The sequence below is a fragment of the Pseudomonas sp. MAFF 730105 genome, assembly GCF_055380705.1.
On record NZ_AP018438.1, the window covers coordinates 5,716,489 to 5,730,297 of the forward strand.

Annotated in this window: 10 protein-coding genes; 7 read left to right on the plus strand and 3 right to left on the minus strand. The window is 61.3% G+C overall.

The genetic code is table 11. From position 1 onward, the window contains the following. Positions 1–239: 239 nt before the first annotated feature. The 6 genes from PCOSP_RS25050 (at position 240) to PCOSP_RS25075 (ending at position 9,486) form a co-directional block, all read left to right on the plus strand. Complete coding sequence (locus PCOSP_RS25050) at positions 240–4,088, plus strand: sensor domain-containing protein (RefSeq protein WP_464709730.1); 3,849 nt, start codon at positions 240–242, stop codon at positions 4,086–4,088. Positions 4,089–4,297: 209 nt separating this feature from the next. Beyond that, complete coding sequence (gene glyA / locus PCOSP_RS25055; RefSeq protein ID WP_024780756.1) at positions 4,298–5,551, plus strand: serine hydroxymethyltransferase; 1,254 nt, start codon at positions 4,298–4,300, stop codon at positions 5,549–5,551. 226 nt (positions 5,552–5,777) lie between these two features. After that, the gene (locus PCOSP_RS25060) at positions 5,778–6,302 is read left to right on the plus strand and encodes a hypothetical protein (protein ID WP_464709731.1); all 525 of its coding nucleotides are present in this window, start codon (positions 5,778–5,780) and stop codon (positions 6,300–6,302) included. Positions 6,303–6,675: 373 nt separating this feature from the next. Next, positions 6,676–7,989, plus strand: a complete 1,314-nt coding sequence (locus PCOSP_RS25065; RefSeq protein ID WP_464709732.1) for a C4-dicarboxylate transporter DctA — start codon at positions 6,676–6,678, stop codon at positions 7,987–7,989. A 59-nt stretch (positions 7,990–8,048) separates the two neighbouring features. Then, positions 8,049–8,750 carry a FadR/GntR family transcriptional regulator gene (locus PCOSP_RS25070; RefSeq protein ID WP_139649872.1) on the plus strand — a complete coding sequence of 234 codons (702 nt, stop codon included), beginning with the start codon at positions 8,049–8,051 and terminating at the stop codon, positions 8,748–8,750. Positions 8,751–8,772: 22 nt separating this feature from the next. Next, positions 8,773–9,486 carry a GntR family transcriptional regulator gene (locus PCOSP_RS25075; RefSeq protein ID WP_464709733.1) on the plus strand — a complete coding sequence of 238 codons (714 nt, stop codon included), beginning with the start codon at positions 8,773–8,775 and terminating at the stop codon, positions 9,484–9,486. Here the strand turns inward: PCOSP_RS25075 and yjiA are convergent. The 3 genes from yjiA to PCOSP_RS25090 form a co-directional block, all read right to left on the minus strand. Continuing rightward, entirely contained in the window at positions 9,478–10,446 is a 969-nt protein-coding gene (yjiA, locus tag PCOSP_RS25080) for a GTPase (RefSeq protein WP_139649876.1), read from the minus strand. The two genes, PCOSP_RS25075 and yjiA, sit on opposite strands and share 9 nt — an antisense overlap. A gap of 559 nt (positions 10,447–11,005) precedes the next feature. Next, positions 11,006–11,203, minus strand: a complete 198-nt coding sequence (locus tag PCOSP_RS25085; protein ID WP_008371622.1) for a YbdD/YjiX family protein — start codon at positions 11,201–11,203, stop codon at positions 11,006–11,008. Positions 11,204–11,219: 16 nt separating this feature from the next. Next, the gene (locus PCOSP_RS25090; protein WP_464709734.1) at positions 11,220–13,286 is read right to left on the minus strand and encodes a carbon starvation CstA family protein; all 2,067 of its coding nucleotides are present in this window, start codon (positions 13,284–13,286) and stop codon (positions 11,220–11,222) included. 159 nt (positions 13,287–13,445) lie between these two features. On the opposite strand from PCOSP_RS25090, the gene PCOSP_RS25095 reads away from it, so the two are divergent. Next, the gene (locus tag PCOSP_RS25095; protein WP_139649323.1) at positions 13,446–13,802 is read left to right on the plus strand and encodes a PilZ domain-containing protein; all 357 of its coding nucleotides are present in this window, start codon (positions 13,446–13,448) and stop codon (positions 13,800–13,802) included. Positions 13,803–13,809: the final 7 nt, after the last annotated feature.

Genomic DNA, 13,809 nt, shown 5'->3' on the forward strand with positions numbered 1-13,809 from the left:
CGAACCAGGCCATGCACGGCGCTGGCAGTTGACGGTCATCAATGCCAGCGGGGCAGATAAAGCCTGGGGATCTGGAGCTGGAACGCTCTTGTTTGACCGGCAAAGCTACCTCAACCGTCCGTCAAGGTCCAGCCACCAGGGACTGGCACTTTGCCACAACTCAAGGCATGCTAGCCGCCCTTCGGGCGTCCGGCTTATAGTGCGTGTCGCGCCAGTCCAGCAAACCGCAGGATTACAGCTTGTCCAACGTCACGCCGACCCTGTCCCCACGCGCACCGGATACCGTGCCCGGCTCGCCCCTGCGCGGGACATTGAAGGGCGCGCTGGCCACCCTGGTGCTGCTGTTGCTCGGATTGCTCTTCTGGCAGTTGCTCGATCAACTGCGCGTCACCCAGCAGCAACAGCGCCAATACACCATCGACTACACCGCCGACCTGGCCGCGCAAGTCAGCCTGAATATGGCCCTGAACGCGCAAATCGCCCTCAACCTGCTACCGATCGTCGAACAACCGCAGACAGCCGACGAACAGCAGGTGCTGTTGCACAAGCTCCAGCAGTCACTGCCCCAACTGCGCAGCCTGGCATTGCTGAGCCCTTCCGGCATGGTACTCAGCGACACCGACCCCGACAGCCACGATGCCGGCTACCTCAGCGAGCTGGTGCACCGCAGTCGTGACCAGGCGCACTACTTCAGTAACACCGACGACGGCTCCGTGGTGCATCTCCTGTTGCACCAGTCCACAGGCAACACCCGCGGTTACTGGGCCCTGCGCCTGACCCCGAGTTTTTTCTCCACGCTCATCAAACAGGTCGATACGGGTTTGCGCCCGCTATGGCTGGTGGAAAACCGCCTCAACCAGCAAATCGTCAGCCGTGACGAAAGCCTGCCGTCGATCAGCCCCTCGCACCTGTCGCCGGACGATCTGACCAATACCGTGCTCACCGTGCCCCTGAGCAGCAGCGACTGGCAATTACGGGGGTTGTTCGACCGTCGCCAGGTGCTTGAACAACTGCTGCCAGCCTTCATCGGCAAGTGTCTGCTGGGCCTGGCGTTTTCGATGCTGCCGTTGATCGCGCTGCTGAGCATGCGTCGGCGCCAGCGGCAACTGCACGAAGGTCGCCGGCGTTACCAGGACATTTTCGAAGGCACCGGCGTGGCCCTGTGTGTACTCGACCTCTCCAGTCTCAAGTCATTCTTTACCCGCGCAGGCCTGCACAATGGCGATCAATTGCGGGCGTGGATGACCGTCCCGCACCAGCTCGAGCAACTGCAACAGGAAGTGCGCATTACCGAAGTCAACCAGATGGCGTTGCAGTTGCTCAACGTCGACTCCTGTGAACAGGCCTGGCAGTTGCTGGTGGGCAAGGGGCCGCAGGACAACAACCCCGTTGGCCCGCAACTGCTCGAAACGCTGCTTGACCAGCACAAGCAGCTGGAACTGGAGATCAAGCTCCAGGATGCCCACGGCCGTGACCAGCATCTCTGGCTGGTACTGCGCCTGCCGGAAAAACAGGACGACTACAACGCCGTTATCCTGAGCATCAACGACATCACCAGCCGCAAGCTGATCGAACTCTCGCTGCTCGAGCGCGAAGGCTTCTGGTCCGACGTGGTGCGCACCGTGCCGGATCATCTCTACGTGCAGGACGTCATCAGCCAGCGGATGATCTTCAGCAACCACCACCTGGGCCAGACCCTGGGGTACGACCGCAACGAACTGCACCAGATGGGCGAATACTTCTGGGAAATCCTGCTGCACAGCGACGACGCCGATCACTACCACACGCTGCGTCAGGAACAACGGCGAGGCGGTTATGCGCACCTGTTGCAATGCCAGCTGCGCTTCCGCCATCGCGATGGCAAATGGCGACGCTTCGACATCCGTGAACAGGCCCTGGCCCGGGACCGGCACGATCAGGTGACGCGGATCATCGGTGTGGCGAAGGATATCACCGAGCAGATCGAGGCCAGCGAGTCTCTGCGTGACAGCGAACAGCGCTACCGAATGCTCGCCGAGAGCATCAGCGACGTGATCTTTTCCACCGACAGCAAGCTTTCGCTCAACTACGTCAGCCCGTCGGTGCAAGCGGTACTGGGTTACAACGCCGACTGGATCTTCCAGAACGGCTGGCAGTCGACCATCGCCAATCCGCAGCAACTGACCGGGATCTATACCCTGATGGACCGGGTCAGCAAGGCCCTCGACAAACCCGGGCAACTGGCCGAACTGCGCAACCAGATGCAAACCCAATTGTTCCTGTTCGACTGCCTGCGTGCCGACGGACGCAAGATCCCCATCGAACTGCGGCTGGTACTGGTCTGGGATGATTCCGGCGGGTTCGAAGGCGTGCTCGGCGTCGGCCGCGACATCAGCCAGCAACGGCGCGCCGAAAAAGACCTGCGCATGGCCGCCACGGTATTCGAGCATTCGACCTCGGCGATTCTGATCACCGACCCGGCCGGTTACATTGTCCAGGCCAACGAAGCCTTCAGCCGGGTCAGTGGCTACGCGGTGTCCCAGGTGCTGGACCAGTTGCCGAACATGCTGACGGTGGACGAGCAGCAGGAAGCCCACCTGCGTTACGTGCTCAAGCAACTGCAACAGCACAGCACCTGGGAAGGCGAGGTCTGGCTCAAGCGCCGCAACGGCGAACACTACCCGGCCTGGGTCGGCATCACGGCGGTGCTGGATGATGAAGGCGACCTGGCCAGCTACGTGTGCTTTTTCAGCGACATCAGCGAGCGCAAGGCCAGCGAGCAGCGCATCCATCGCCTGGCCTATTACGACGCCCTCACCCACCTGCCCAACCGCACGCTGTTCCAGGATCGCCTGCACACCGCGCTGCAATCGGCCGAGCGGCAGAAGAACTGGGTCGTGCTGATGTTCCTCGACCTTGACCGGTTCAAACCGATCAACGACTCCCTGGGCCATGCCGCCGGCGACCGGATGCTCAAGGACATGGCCACACGGCTGCTCGGCTGCGTCACCGACGACGACACCGTGGCGCGCATGGGCGGCGACGAGTTCACCCTGCTGCTGGAGCCGCGCTCCAGCCGGGAACTGGCGCTGAACCGGGCCATTACCGTGGCCGAGCAGATCCTCGCCAGTCTGGTCCGGCCATTCGTGCTCGAAGGCCGGGAGTTCTTCGTCACCGCCAGTATCGGCATCGCCTTGAGTCCCCAGGACGGCAACGAACTGAGCCAACTGATGAAAAACGCCGACACGGCGATGTATCACGCCAAGGAGCGCGGCAAGAACAACTTCCAGTTCTATCAGGCCGACATGAACGCCAGCGCCCTGGAGCGACTGGAACTGGAAAGCGACCTGCGTCACGCCCTCGAGCAGAACGAGTTCGTGCTGTATTACCAACCGCAGTTCAGCGGCGATGGCAAACGTTTGACCGGTGCCGAGGCCTTGCTGCGCTGGCGTCATCCGCGGCGTGGGCTGGTGCCGCCGGGGGACTTCATCCCGGTGCTCGAAGAACTGGGCCTGGTGGTGGACGTCGGCGACTGGGTCATCGACGAAGCCTGCCGGCAGCTCAAGACCTGGCACCAGGCCAAGGTCCGGGTGCCGAAAGTCTCGGTCAATATCTCGGCCCGGCAGTTCTCCGATGGCCAGTTGGGTACGCGAATCGCCAATATCCTGCGCAGCACCGGCCTGTCACCGGCCTGCCTGGAGCTGGAGTTGACGGAAAGTATCCTGATGCGCGAAGTCAGCGAAGCGATGCAGATCCTGGCCGGGTTGAAAAACCTGGGCCTGAGCATCGCCGTGGATGACTTCGGCACCGGCTATTCGTCGCTCAACTACCTCAAGCAATTCCCCATCGACGTGCTGAAGATCGATCGCACCTTCGTCGACGGCCTGCCGTCCGGCGAACAGGACGCGCAGATCGCCCGGGCGATCATCGCCATGGCCCACAGCCTCAACCTGGCCGTGATTGCCGAAGGCGTCGAGACCCACGAACAACTCGACTTCCTGCGCGAACACGGCTGCGACGAAGTCCAGGGCTACCTGTTCGGTCGCCCGATGCCCGCCCACCGGTTCGAAGCGCAGTTCAGCAATGATGCGCTGTTCATGCTCGATTGAGGCCCTATGGCGCCTGGGCGGGCCTCATCGCGAGCAGGCTCGCTCCCACGGGGAAACGCTTTGCAATGTGGGAGCGAGCCTGCTCGCGATGAGGCCGCCGGTTCTGGGTGAATCCCATTCGTCCGCGACATGATGTCCTTTCATATGCCTTCCAAAACCGGTTGGGGTAGAATGCCTCCCTTTTCTGCCCCCGATCCTTGAGGACCGCCATGTTCAGCCGTGATTTGACTATTGCCAAGTACGACGCCGATCTCTTTGCCGCCATGGAGCAAGAAGCTCAGCGCCAGGAAGAGCACATTGAGCTGATCGCTTCGGAAAACTACACCAGCCCTGCGGTGATGGAAGCTCAAGGCTCGGTACTGACCAACAAGTACGCCGAAGGCTACCCGGGCAAGCGCTACTACGGTGGTTGCGAATACGTCGACGTGGTCGAGCAACTGGCCATCGACCGCGCCAAGGAGCTGTTCGGCGCCGATTACGCCAACGTCCAGCCCCACGCCGGTTCCCAGGCCAACGCCGCCGTCTACCTGGCGCTGCTGTCGGCTGGCGATACCATCCTGGGCATGAGCCTGGCCCACGGCGGTCACTTGACCCACGGTGCCAGCGTTTCGTCCTCCGGCAAGCTGTACAACGCCATCCAGTACGGCATCGACGGCAATGGCCTGATCGACTACGACGAAGTCGAGCGCCTGGCCCTCGAGCACAAGCCGAAAATGATCGTGGCCGGTTTCTCCGCCTACTCCCAGGTCCTCGATTTCCCACGTTTCCGCGCCATCGCCGACAAGGTCGGTGCCTACCTGTTCGTGGACATGGCCCACGTCGCCGGTCTGGTCGCCGCTGGCGTCTACCCGAACCCAGTGCCATTCGCCGATGTGGTCACCACCACTACCCACAAGACCCTGCGCGGTCCACGTGGCGGTCTGATCCTGGCCCGCGCCAACGCCGACATCGAGAAGAAGCTGAACTCCGCCGTATTCCCGGGCGCCCAAGGTGGCCCGCTGGAGCACGTCATCGCCGCCAAGGCGATCTGCTTCAAGGAAGCCCTGCAACCTGAGTTCAAGGCTTACCAGCAGCAGGTCGTGAAAAACGCCAAGGCCATGGCCGGCGTATTCATCGAGCGCGGCTTCGACGTGGTGTCCGGCGGTACCGAGAACCACCTGTTCCTGCTGTCGCTGATCAAGCAGGACATCTCCGGCAAAGACGCCGACGCCGCACTGGGCAAGGCGTTCATCACCGTGAACAAGAACTCGGTGCCAAACGACCCACGTTCCCCGTTCGTCACCTCCGGTCTGCGCTTCGGCACCCCGGCCGTGACCACTCGTGGTTTCAAGGAAGCCGAGTGCAAGGAACTGGCCGGCTGGATCTGCGACATCCTGGCTGACCTGAACAACGAAGCGGTCATCGACGCCGTTCGTGAGAAGGTCAAGGCGATCTGCAAGAAGCTGCCGGTGTACGGCGCTTGATATAACGCCAGGCGTTACAAAAAAGCCCACATCGAAGGATGTGGGCTTTTTATTTATATCCCCCAAAATAAACCCGCCTGACAAATCAATAACTCCAGTCCACCTCCTTTTCTTCACATCTCAACCCTTGAAACACACCCCTCCACACAAACAGCCGAGAAACCCATAACATCGAATCTCATCATTCACGACCACTTAGGTCGTCCATATAGGATGTGATCATTACATGGACAGTAAACTATCTTTCTCCGCAACACTCAGCCTGCCCGACATGAATGTCCACTTGCTTGAAACGCTGCATGGGAAACCGGCACTGGCGACTCTTACTTCATTCAGCGGTGGTTTTTTCAGCGGCAGACCACAAACCGTCGACCACTCAAACCTGCTGGGCATGCACGCCAAAGCCGAGGGAGGCGTTATCCAGCCGCTGATGTTGCACTTTCGTCATACGGCCGGCGGCTATACCCTGTCCATCAAAAACACAGGGGAGCACCACAACAAATTCATTGGCAAAAGTTGGTTCGACGCAATAGGCGTAAAAGACTCGGGCAAACCAACCAGTTTTAAACTTGTCGACCAGAAAAACCGAGTCATCACACTGGAAAGCATAAAAGCCAAACACTCTCCCCTGTCGCTCATGACGGAAAACAAAAAATATATAGGCGGATTAAGAATGCGCGGGTCGCCTTATCGTTATCTGGCGGAAACCGAGGCACATTCAAAGTTGACATTCGTCCTCAGCATCATTTGAGTCGGGATCACCACGCCACTTCAATGAGACCCACACTGTGGGAGCAGAGCATGCTCCCGATAGCGGCGGCCCCGCCCAATCGGCTTTGAACTGACTTGCCTCCATCACGAGCATGCTTTGCTCCCATGGGCCTGGTTTGACTGACGAAAATCTGTGCCTCAGTTTTTTTGCGGAACAAAAAGGCTCAGGCACAAGGGTTTTCGCCCAACTGGTAAGACCGGCAAGGCCTAAATGCGAAAATTCACCTTGCCTCAACCCCAAACCCGCGCCTAGACTGCGCCTGCACTGGACAAACCGGTAAGACCACAATAATGAAGTCCGACGCCTGCCCTCCGTGCCGGCGAATAAGGACACCGAACCAGGAATCCCTCCCATGCTCAAATGGTGCTCGCGTTCGATCTTCCTTCAAGTTGTCCTCGGATTGGTGCTCGGCATCGTCTGCGGGCTTACCCTTCCCGAATATTCCGCACAGCTCAAACCCCTCGGCGACGGCTTTATCAAGCTGATCAAAATGCTCATCGGCCTGATCGTGTTCTGCGTGGTGGTCAGTGGTATTTCCGGCGCAGGCGATCTCAAGAAGGTCGGGCGCATCGGCCTCAAGTCAGTCATCTATTTTGAAGTGCTGACCACCATCGCCCTGGTGATTGGCCTGGTAATGGCCTTCAGCACCGGCATTGGCAGTGGCGCGAACATCCACCTGGAGCAGTTTTCCAGCGCGGACGTGGGTGACATCGCCCAACGTGGCCAGCACCTGGTGACCATCACCCAGTTCCTGATGAACCTGATCCCGACCTCGGTGCTCGGTGCCTTCGCGGATAACAACATCCTGCAAGTGCTGTTGTTCTCGGTACTGTTCGGCAGTGCGCTGAACCTGGTGGGCGACGCCGCCTCCGGCATCTCCCGGTTGATCAACGAACTCAGCCACGTGATCTTCCGCATCATGGGCATGATCGTGCGCCTGGCCCCCATCGGCGTCTTCGGCGCCATTGCCTTCACTACCAGCAAGTATGGGCTGGACTCGCTGCAACACCTGGGCAGCCTCGTCGGCCTGTTCTACCTGACCTGCGTCGCCTTCGTCGCTCTGGTCCTGGGCCTGGTGATGCGGTCGTCGGGCCTGCCAATGCTGCCATTCCTCAAATACCTGCGCGAAGAACTGCTCATCGTGCTCGGCACTGCTTCTTCCGACGCCGTGCTGCCACAAGTCATGCGCAAGCTCGAACACCTCGGGATCGGCAGTTCCACCGTGGGGCTGGTCATCCCGACCGGTTACTCGTTCAACCTGGACGGCTTCTCGATCTACCTGACCCTGGCCATCGTCTTCATCGCCAACGCCACCGGTACGCCCCTGGCCCTGACCGACCTGCTGACCATCCTGCTGGTGTCGCTGATCACGTCCAAGGGTGCCCATGGGATTCCCGGCTCGGCATTGGTGATCCTCGCCGCCACGCTGACAGCGATCCCGGCTATTCCCGTGGTCGGCCTGGTGCTGGTGCTGGCGGTCGATTGGTTCATGGGCATCGGTCGCGCCCTGACCAACCTGATCGGCAACTGCGTGGCCACCGTGGCAATCGCCCGTTGGGAAAAAGACATCGATGTCCCGCGTGCGCGCAAGGTACTGTCCGGCCAGCAGGGCTATGCCTTCCAACCGAGAAAGCCGGTGGGCAGTGCCCATCAGCAGCAATTTTGAAAGCGCGCGATGCCCGCCTGCGGGCCGGCATCGCCTGATTGATCTTTGAGGAGCCCCATGTGATCAGTTCATCAACCGTCGTCAATTCCGTGGTGGAAAAACTACGCGCGGCCCTGGCCCGGGGCCAATGGCGCTCGGGCGACATGCTGCCGGGCCAGCGGGAGTTGGCCGAACAGTTGGGCATCAGCCGACCAAGCCTGCGCGAGGCGGTCATCGTGCTGGAAACCCTCGGGCTTGTGCGCTCGATGCCCGGCAAAGGCGTGGTGGTGCTGGAGGCCAACGCCAGCGATCCCCATGAAGGCAGCGCGGTAGCCGGTGCGAGCCTGGAAGACGTGCTGCAACTGCGCTACACCCTGGAGCCCTTCATCGTTGGCCTGGTAGCCCAGTCCATCAGCAGTAAGGAAGTCGGACAATTGCGCCTGACCCTCATGGACATGCGCGAAGCCCTGGAAGCCAATGACAACGATGCCTGCGCCAGCGCCTACATCGCGTTCCATGAGGAACTGTTTGCCCTGACATCCAACCCGATCTTTCACAGTGTGGTGCAGCAGACCAGCAACGCCCTCAAGCAAAGTGCCGATGTGTTGCGCAACTCGCCCGAGCATCTGGCCGAACGGCTGGAAGAGAACGAAGCCGTGGTACGCGCCATTCGTGGCAAGAACAGCGCCCAGGCCAGTGCAGAAATGCGCCGGCATATCCTCCGGGAAGGCCAGCGCATGGGCATTGAACTGAATATCCCGGACGACAACCTCGCTACCTGAGCCACGCCTTGCGGAGACCGTCATGAACAACGTCATGTCCCATCAGCATCAACGCAATGTGCTTGCCACCCTGCCGCTGCCCGGCGCTGTCGGCAAGCCGTCGGTGGACGATATCTATCCACGGATCTTCGACGCCATCCTCGAACAACGCATTGCTCCCGCCAGCCGCTTCACCGAGGAAGGCCTCGGGGATGTGTTCGGCGTCAGCCGCAGCATCATTCGTCGTGTACTGGCGCGCCTGTCTCACCAACAAGTGGTAATCCTGCGGCCCAATCATCGGCCGCAAGTCGCGGCACCGGACCTGGAGCAAACCCGACAAATCCTGCACGCCCGCCGGCTCACCGAACAGACATTGGTGCACCTGGCCTGCAAGGCTCCGCAACCCAGGGACTTGCAGCGTCTGCGTGATCTGGTGGCGCAGGAGCAACAGTGCCTGGAACGCGGCGAGCGCGGCCCGGCGATACGCCTTTCCGGCGAGTTTCACCTGCACCTCGCCTCCATGGCCGGCAACGCACCGCTGGCGCAGTTTCTCGGCAGCCTGGTGCCCTTGACCTCGCTGGCCCTGGCCCGGCACGAGATCAAGGCCCGCCGGCATTGTGCCTGGCAGGAACATCTGGCGATCGTGGATGCCGTGGAAAACGGCAGCAGGGATGAAGCCGTACGCCTGATGGATGAGCACCTGGACCATCTTGAGCAAAAGCTGCTGATGGCCACAGGCACGGCGACGTCAAATTAAAGCGGCCTCGAATCCCGCGCGGATCTTCTCCTCGGGCAGCTCGTCGGCGATGAATACGATCACGCTTTCCCGAGCCTCATTGGGGGCCCATTCGGTGTCCCAATCGAAGCCGTACAACTTGAGGACACCTTGGAACACCAATCGACGGGGTTCGCCGGCGATGCTCAGCACGCCCTTGTAGCGCAGCAACTGTTTGCCGTGGTCTTCCAGCAACTGGTTCATGAACTCGCTGAGCTTGTCGATATCCAGCGGCTTGTCGGTACGCAGCACCAGGCTGCTGATGCGGTCGCCCGTGGTGGCCTTGGCAACCGGGCGCAAGCTGAACCCCGCGCCCAGGTCCGCATTGAGGTTGAAGCCGCGGATGTCGAGCAATTCAGCCAGATCGATCTGGCCATGTTCCACGATCCGGATGGGCGCCCGCCGGTTGATGCGGGTCAAGCGCTCGCCAAGGGCTTCGACCTGGGCAGCGTCCACCAGGTCGGTCTTGCTCACCAGAAGGCGATCGGCAAATCCGACCTGGGCCTGGGCGATGGCTTGGGCCAGGTGGACATCGGCGTGGGCGGCGTCCACCAAGGTCAGGATACCGTCGAGAATGTAACGCTCGCGCAGCTCCTCATCGATGAAAAAGGTCTGCGCCACCGGGGCGGGATCGGCCAGGCCGGTGCACTCGATCACCAGGCGATCGAAGGTGATATCACCGCTGTCCAGCCGTTCGAGCAACAGATACAGGGCCTTGGTCAGGTCAGTGTGAATGGTGCAGCACACGCAGCCGTTGGCCAGGGTCATGACCTGCACCGGCTCGTCGCCCAGCAGTTGCGTGTCGATGCCTGCGTCACTGAATTCGTTCTCGATCACGGCTATTTTCAAGCCGTGCTCGGCCTTGAGCAGATGGCGCAGCAACGTGGTCTTGCCGGCACCGAGGAAGCCGCTGAGGATCGTCACGGGAATGGGAGAGGACAAACAGAATCTCCTTGATGCAATTTTTTTGTGGGAGCGAGCAGGCTCGCGATGGCGCTGGGTCAGTCAATATCGAAGTCGATGGATAGTACGCCATCGCGAGCAGGCTCGCTCCCACAGGGAATCGGTGACAGGCACAAAACCTGAGCCCGCCCAAAAACAACTGTGGGAGCAAGGCTTGCCCGCGATAGCGGTGGATCAGTCGACATCTTCATCACTGACACGACGCCTTCGCGGGCAAGCCCGCTCCCACAGGGAATCGGTGACAGACACAAAAACCTGAGCCCGCCCAAAAACAACTGTGGGAGCAAGGCTTGCCCGCGATAGCGGTGGATCAGTCGACATCTTCATCACTGACCCGACGCCATCGCGAGCAGGCTCGCTCCCACAGGGACTCGGTGACAGGCACAAAACCTGAGCCCGCCCAAAAACAACTGTGGGAGCAAGGCTTGCCCGCGATGCAGGCGCCTCGGTCTACAGTGATACCGAGGCGATGCTATCGCGGGCAAGCCTTGCTCCCACAGGCTCGCTTCCACAGGGGGGTTACCTCAGGGCCGTCGGGTCAACAGCACTTCGGCCCACCCTTGCCACCGTAACGGGCCTCCTGGCGTTCGCGGAAGAACGCCTCGTAGTCCATCACCGGTTTGTCCGGGTGCTTGGTTTGCATGTGCTCGACGTAGTTGTCGTAGTCGGGCATGCCGACCATCAGGCGGGCGGCCTGACCGAGGTATTTACCGAGGCGACTCAAGTCATTGAACATCGTTGCAACCCTCGTGTCAGGCGTCCGGCAGGGCCTGGAATGGCGCTTCTTTATCCGTGCGCTCTTTCGTGCCCCAGGCGGCAACACCGACCTTGAGCGCGTAGAACAGGATGCTGAGCACCACGAACAGGAACAGCACCGTCAGCGTGGCGTTGGTGTAGGCATTGAAGACCACGTGCTGCATCTGCTCGACGCTCTTGGCCGGGGCCAGGATCTGGCCGGCCGCCAGGGCGTCGTTGTATTTGCGCGCCAGGGCCAGGAAGCCGATCGCCGGGTTGGCGTCGAACAGCTTGATCAGGCCCGCCGTGGTGGTGCAGATCAGCAGCCAGGCCGCCGGTAGCAGCGTGACCCAGATGTAGCGCTGGCGCTTCATCTTGATCAGCACCACGGTGCCGAGCATCAGCGCGATACCGGCCAGCATCTGGTTGGAGATACCGAACAGTGGCCACAAGGTGTTGATGCCACCCAGCGGATCGATCACGCCCTGGTACAGCAGGTAGCCCCACAGGGCCACGCAACCGGCGGTGGCGATCAGGTTGGCGGTCCAGGATTCGGTGCGCTTGAGCGAGGGCACGAACGAGCCCAGCAGGTCCTGCAGCATGAACCGCCCGGCACGGGTGCCGGCGTCTACCGCGGTGAGGATGAACAACGCTTCGAACAGGATCGCGAAGTGGTACCAGAACGCCATGGTGTTCTCACCCGGCAGCACCGAGTGCAGGATCTGCGCGATACCGACCGCCAGGGTCGGCGCACCGCCGGCACGGGCCAGGACGGTGGTTTCGCCAATGTCCCGGGCCACCGCCTGCAGCGCGTCCGGGGTGATGGCAAAGCCCCAGCCACTGATGGTCTGGGCCACGGCCACGACGTCACCGCCGACCACCGCCGCCGGGCTGTTCATGGCGAAGTACACGCCCGGCTCGATCACCGACGCGGCGACCATCGCCATGATCGCCACGAAGGACTCCATCAGCATGCCGCCGTAGCCGATGTAGCGGGCGTTGGTTTCGTTGTCCAGCAGCTTGGGCGTGGTGCCCGAGGAGATCAGCGCATGGAAGCCCGAGACCGCGCCGCAGGCGATGGTGATGAACAGGAACGGGAACAGCCCGCCCTTCCACACCGGGCCCAGGCCGTTGGTGAACTGGGTCAGCGCCGGCATTTTCAGCTCGGGCATGGTGATCAGGATGCCGATCGCCAGGGCGACGATGGTGCCGATCTTGAGGAAGGTCGACAGGTAGTCCCGCGGGGCCAGGATCAGCCACACCGGCAGCACCGCCGCGACGAAACCGTAGCCGATCAGCATCCAGGTGATCTGGATCCCGGTGAAGCTGAAGGCCTTGGCCCAGACCGGGTCGGCGGCGATCTGCCCGCCCAGCCAGATCGAGCCCAGCAGCAACAGCACGCCGATCAGCGAGATTTCACCGATGCGGCCCGGGCGGATGTAACGCATGTAGACGCCCATGAACATCGCGATCGGGATGGTCGCCATCACCGTGAAAATCCCCCACGGGCTCTCGGCCAGGGCCTTGACCACGATCAGCGCCAGCACCGCGAGGATGATGATCATGATCAGGAAGCAGCCGAACAGCGCGATGGTGCCGGGGATGCGGCCCATTTCCTCGCGGACCATGTCGCCCAGGGAACGACCGTTACGACGGGTGGACAGGAACAGGATCATGAAGTCCTGCACGGCCCCCGCCAGCACCACGCCGGCGATCAGCCAGAGCGTGCCGGGCAGGTAGCCCATCTGCGCCGCCAGAACCGGCCCGACCAGCGGCCCCGCGCCGGCAATGGCGGCGAAGTGGTGACCGAAGAGGATGTGCTTGTTGGTCGGGACGAAGTCCAGGCCATCGTTGTTGAGCACGGCAGGGGTGGCCCGGCGCGCATCGAGTTGCATCACGTTGTTGGCGATGAAGAGGCTGTAGTAGCGGTAGGCGACCAGGTAGATGGCCACGGCTGCGACGACGATCCAGAGGGCGTTGATCGCCTCTCCTCGGCGCAATGCCACTACGCCCAGGGCGCACGCCCCTAAAATGGCCAGCAGAAGCCAGGGGATATGGCGCAGCAGGCTATTATTGTTTTTCATTTTTTTATTCCAGCCAGGGGTGGACAAGAAAGACAGCTATCAAAGTTTAGCTCTAACGACAGCAAAGGCCATACCCGACATTCGTCTGTCATCGGCGCAACGGTGACGATGACGCTTCAGTTGGGTCTATAGTCAGTGAATCTTCAGAGGGATTGGGCAATGAGCGAACGTCGCCGCTTCGTACGAATCGAGTTTCATGCCAGGACCGAACTGAGCCAGGGCCAATACATCTGGCCGGTCAAACTGCTGGATCTGTCCCTGAAAGGCTTGCTGATCGAGAAGCCCGAGCCATGGCTCGGCGACCCCGAGGAGCCCTTTGAAGCCGATATCCACCTGGGCAAGGACGTCGAGGTAAAAATGGAGGTTCGGCTCGCCCACAATGACAACGGTCACCTGGGGTTTGTCTGCGAACATATCGACCTGGACTCCATCGCACACCTGCGCCGGTTGGTGGAGTTGAACCTGGCCGATCACGACGAGCTGGAGCGGGAATTGGCGGCGTTGATCCAGATCTGACAGGTTC

Bases quoted from the DNA above. Each gene is read 5' to 3' on its own strand.
- PCOSP_RS25060 (WP_464709731.1), top strand. From the start codon at position 5,778: ATGGACAGTAAACTATCTTTCTCCGCAACACTCAGCCTGCCCGACATG.
- PCOSP_RS25075 (WP_464709733.1), top strand. From the start codon at position 8,773: ATGAACAACGTCATGTCCCATCAGCATCAACGCAATGTGCTTGCCACC.
- glyA (WP_024780756.1), top strand. From the start codon at position 4,298: ATGTTCAGCCGTGATTTGACTATTGCCAAGTACGACGCCGATCTCTTT.
- PCOSP_RS25090 (WP_464709734.1), bottom strand. From the start codon at position 13,286: ATGAAAAACAATAATAGCCTGCTGCGCCATATCCCCTGGCTTCTGCTG.
- PCOSP_RS25085 (WP_008371622.1), bottom strand. From the start codon at position 11,203: ATGTTCAATGACTTGAGTCGCCTCGGTAAATACCTCGGTCAGGCCGCC.
- PCOSP_RS25065 (WP_464709732.1), top strand. From the start codon at position 6,676: ATGCTCAAATGGTGCTCGCGTTCGATCTTCCTTCAAGTTGTCCTCGGA.
- PCOSP_RS25095 (WP_139649323.1), top strand. From the start codon at position 13,446: ATGAGCGAACGTCGCCGCTTCGTACGAATCGAGTTTCATGCCAGGACC.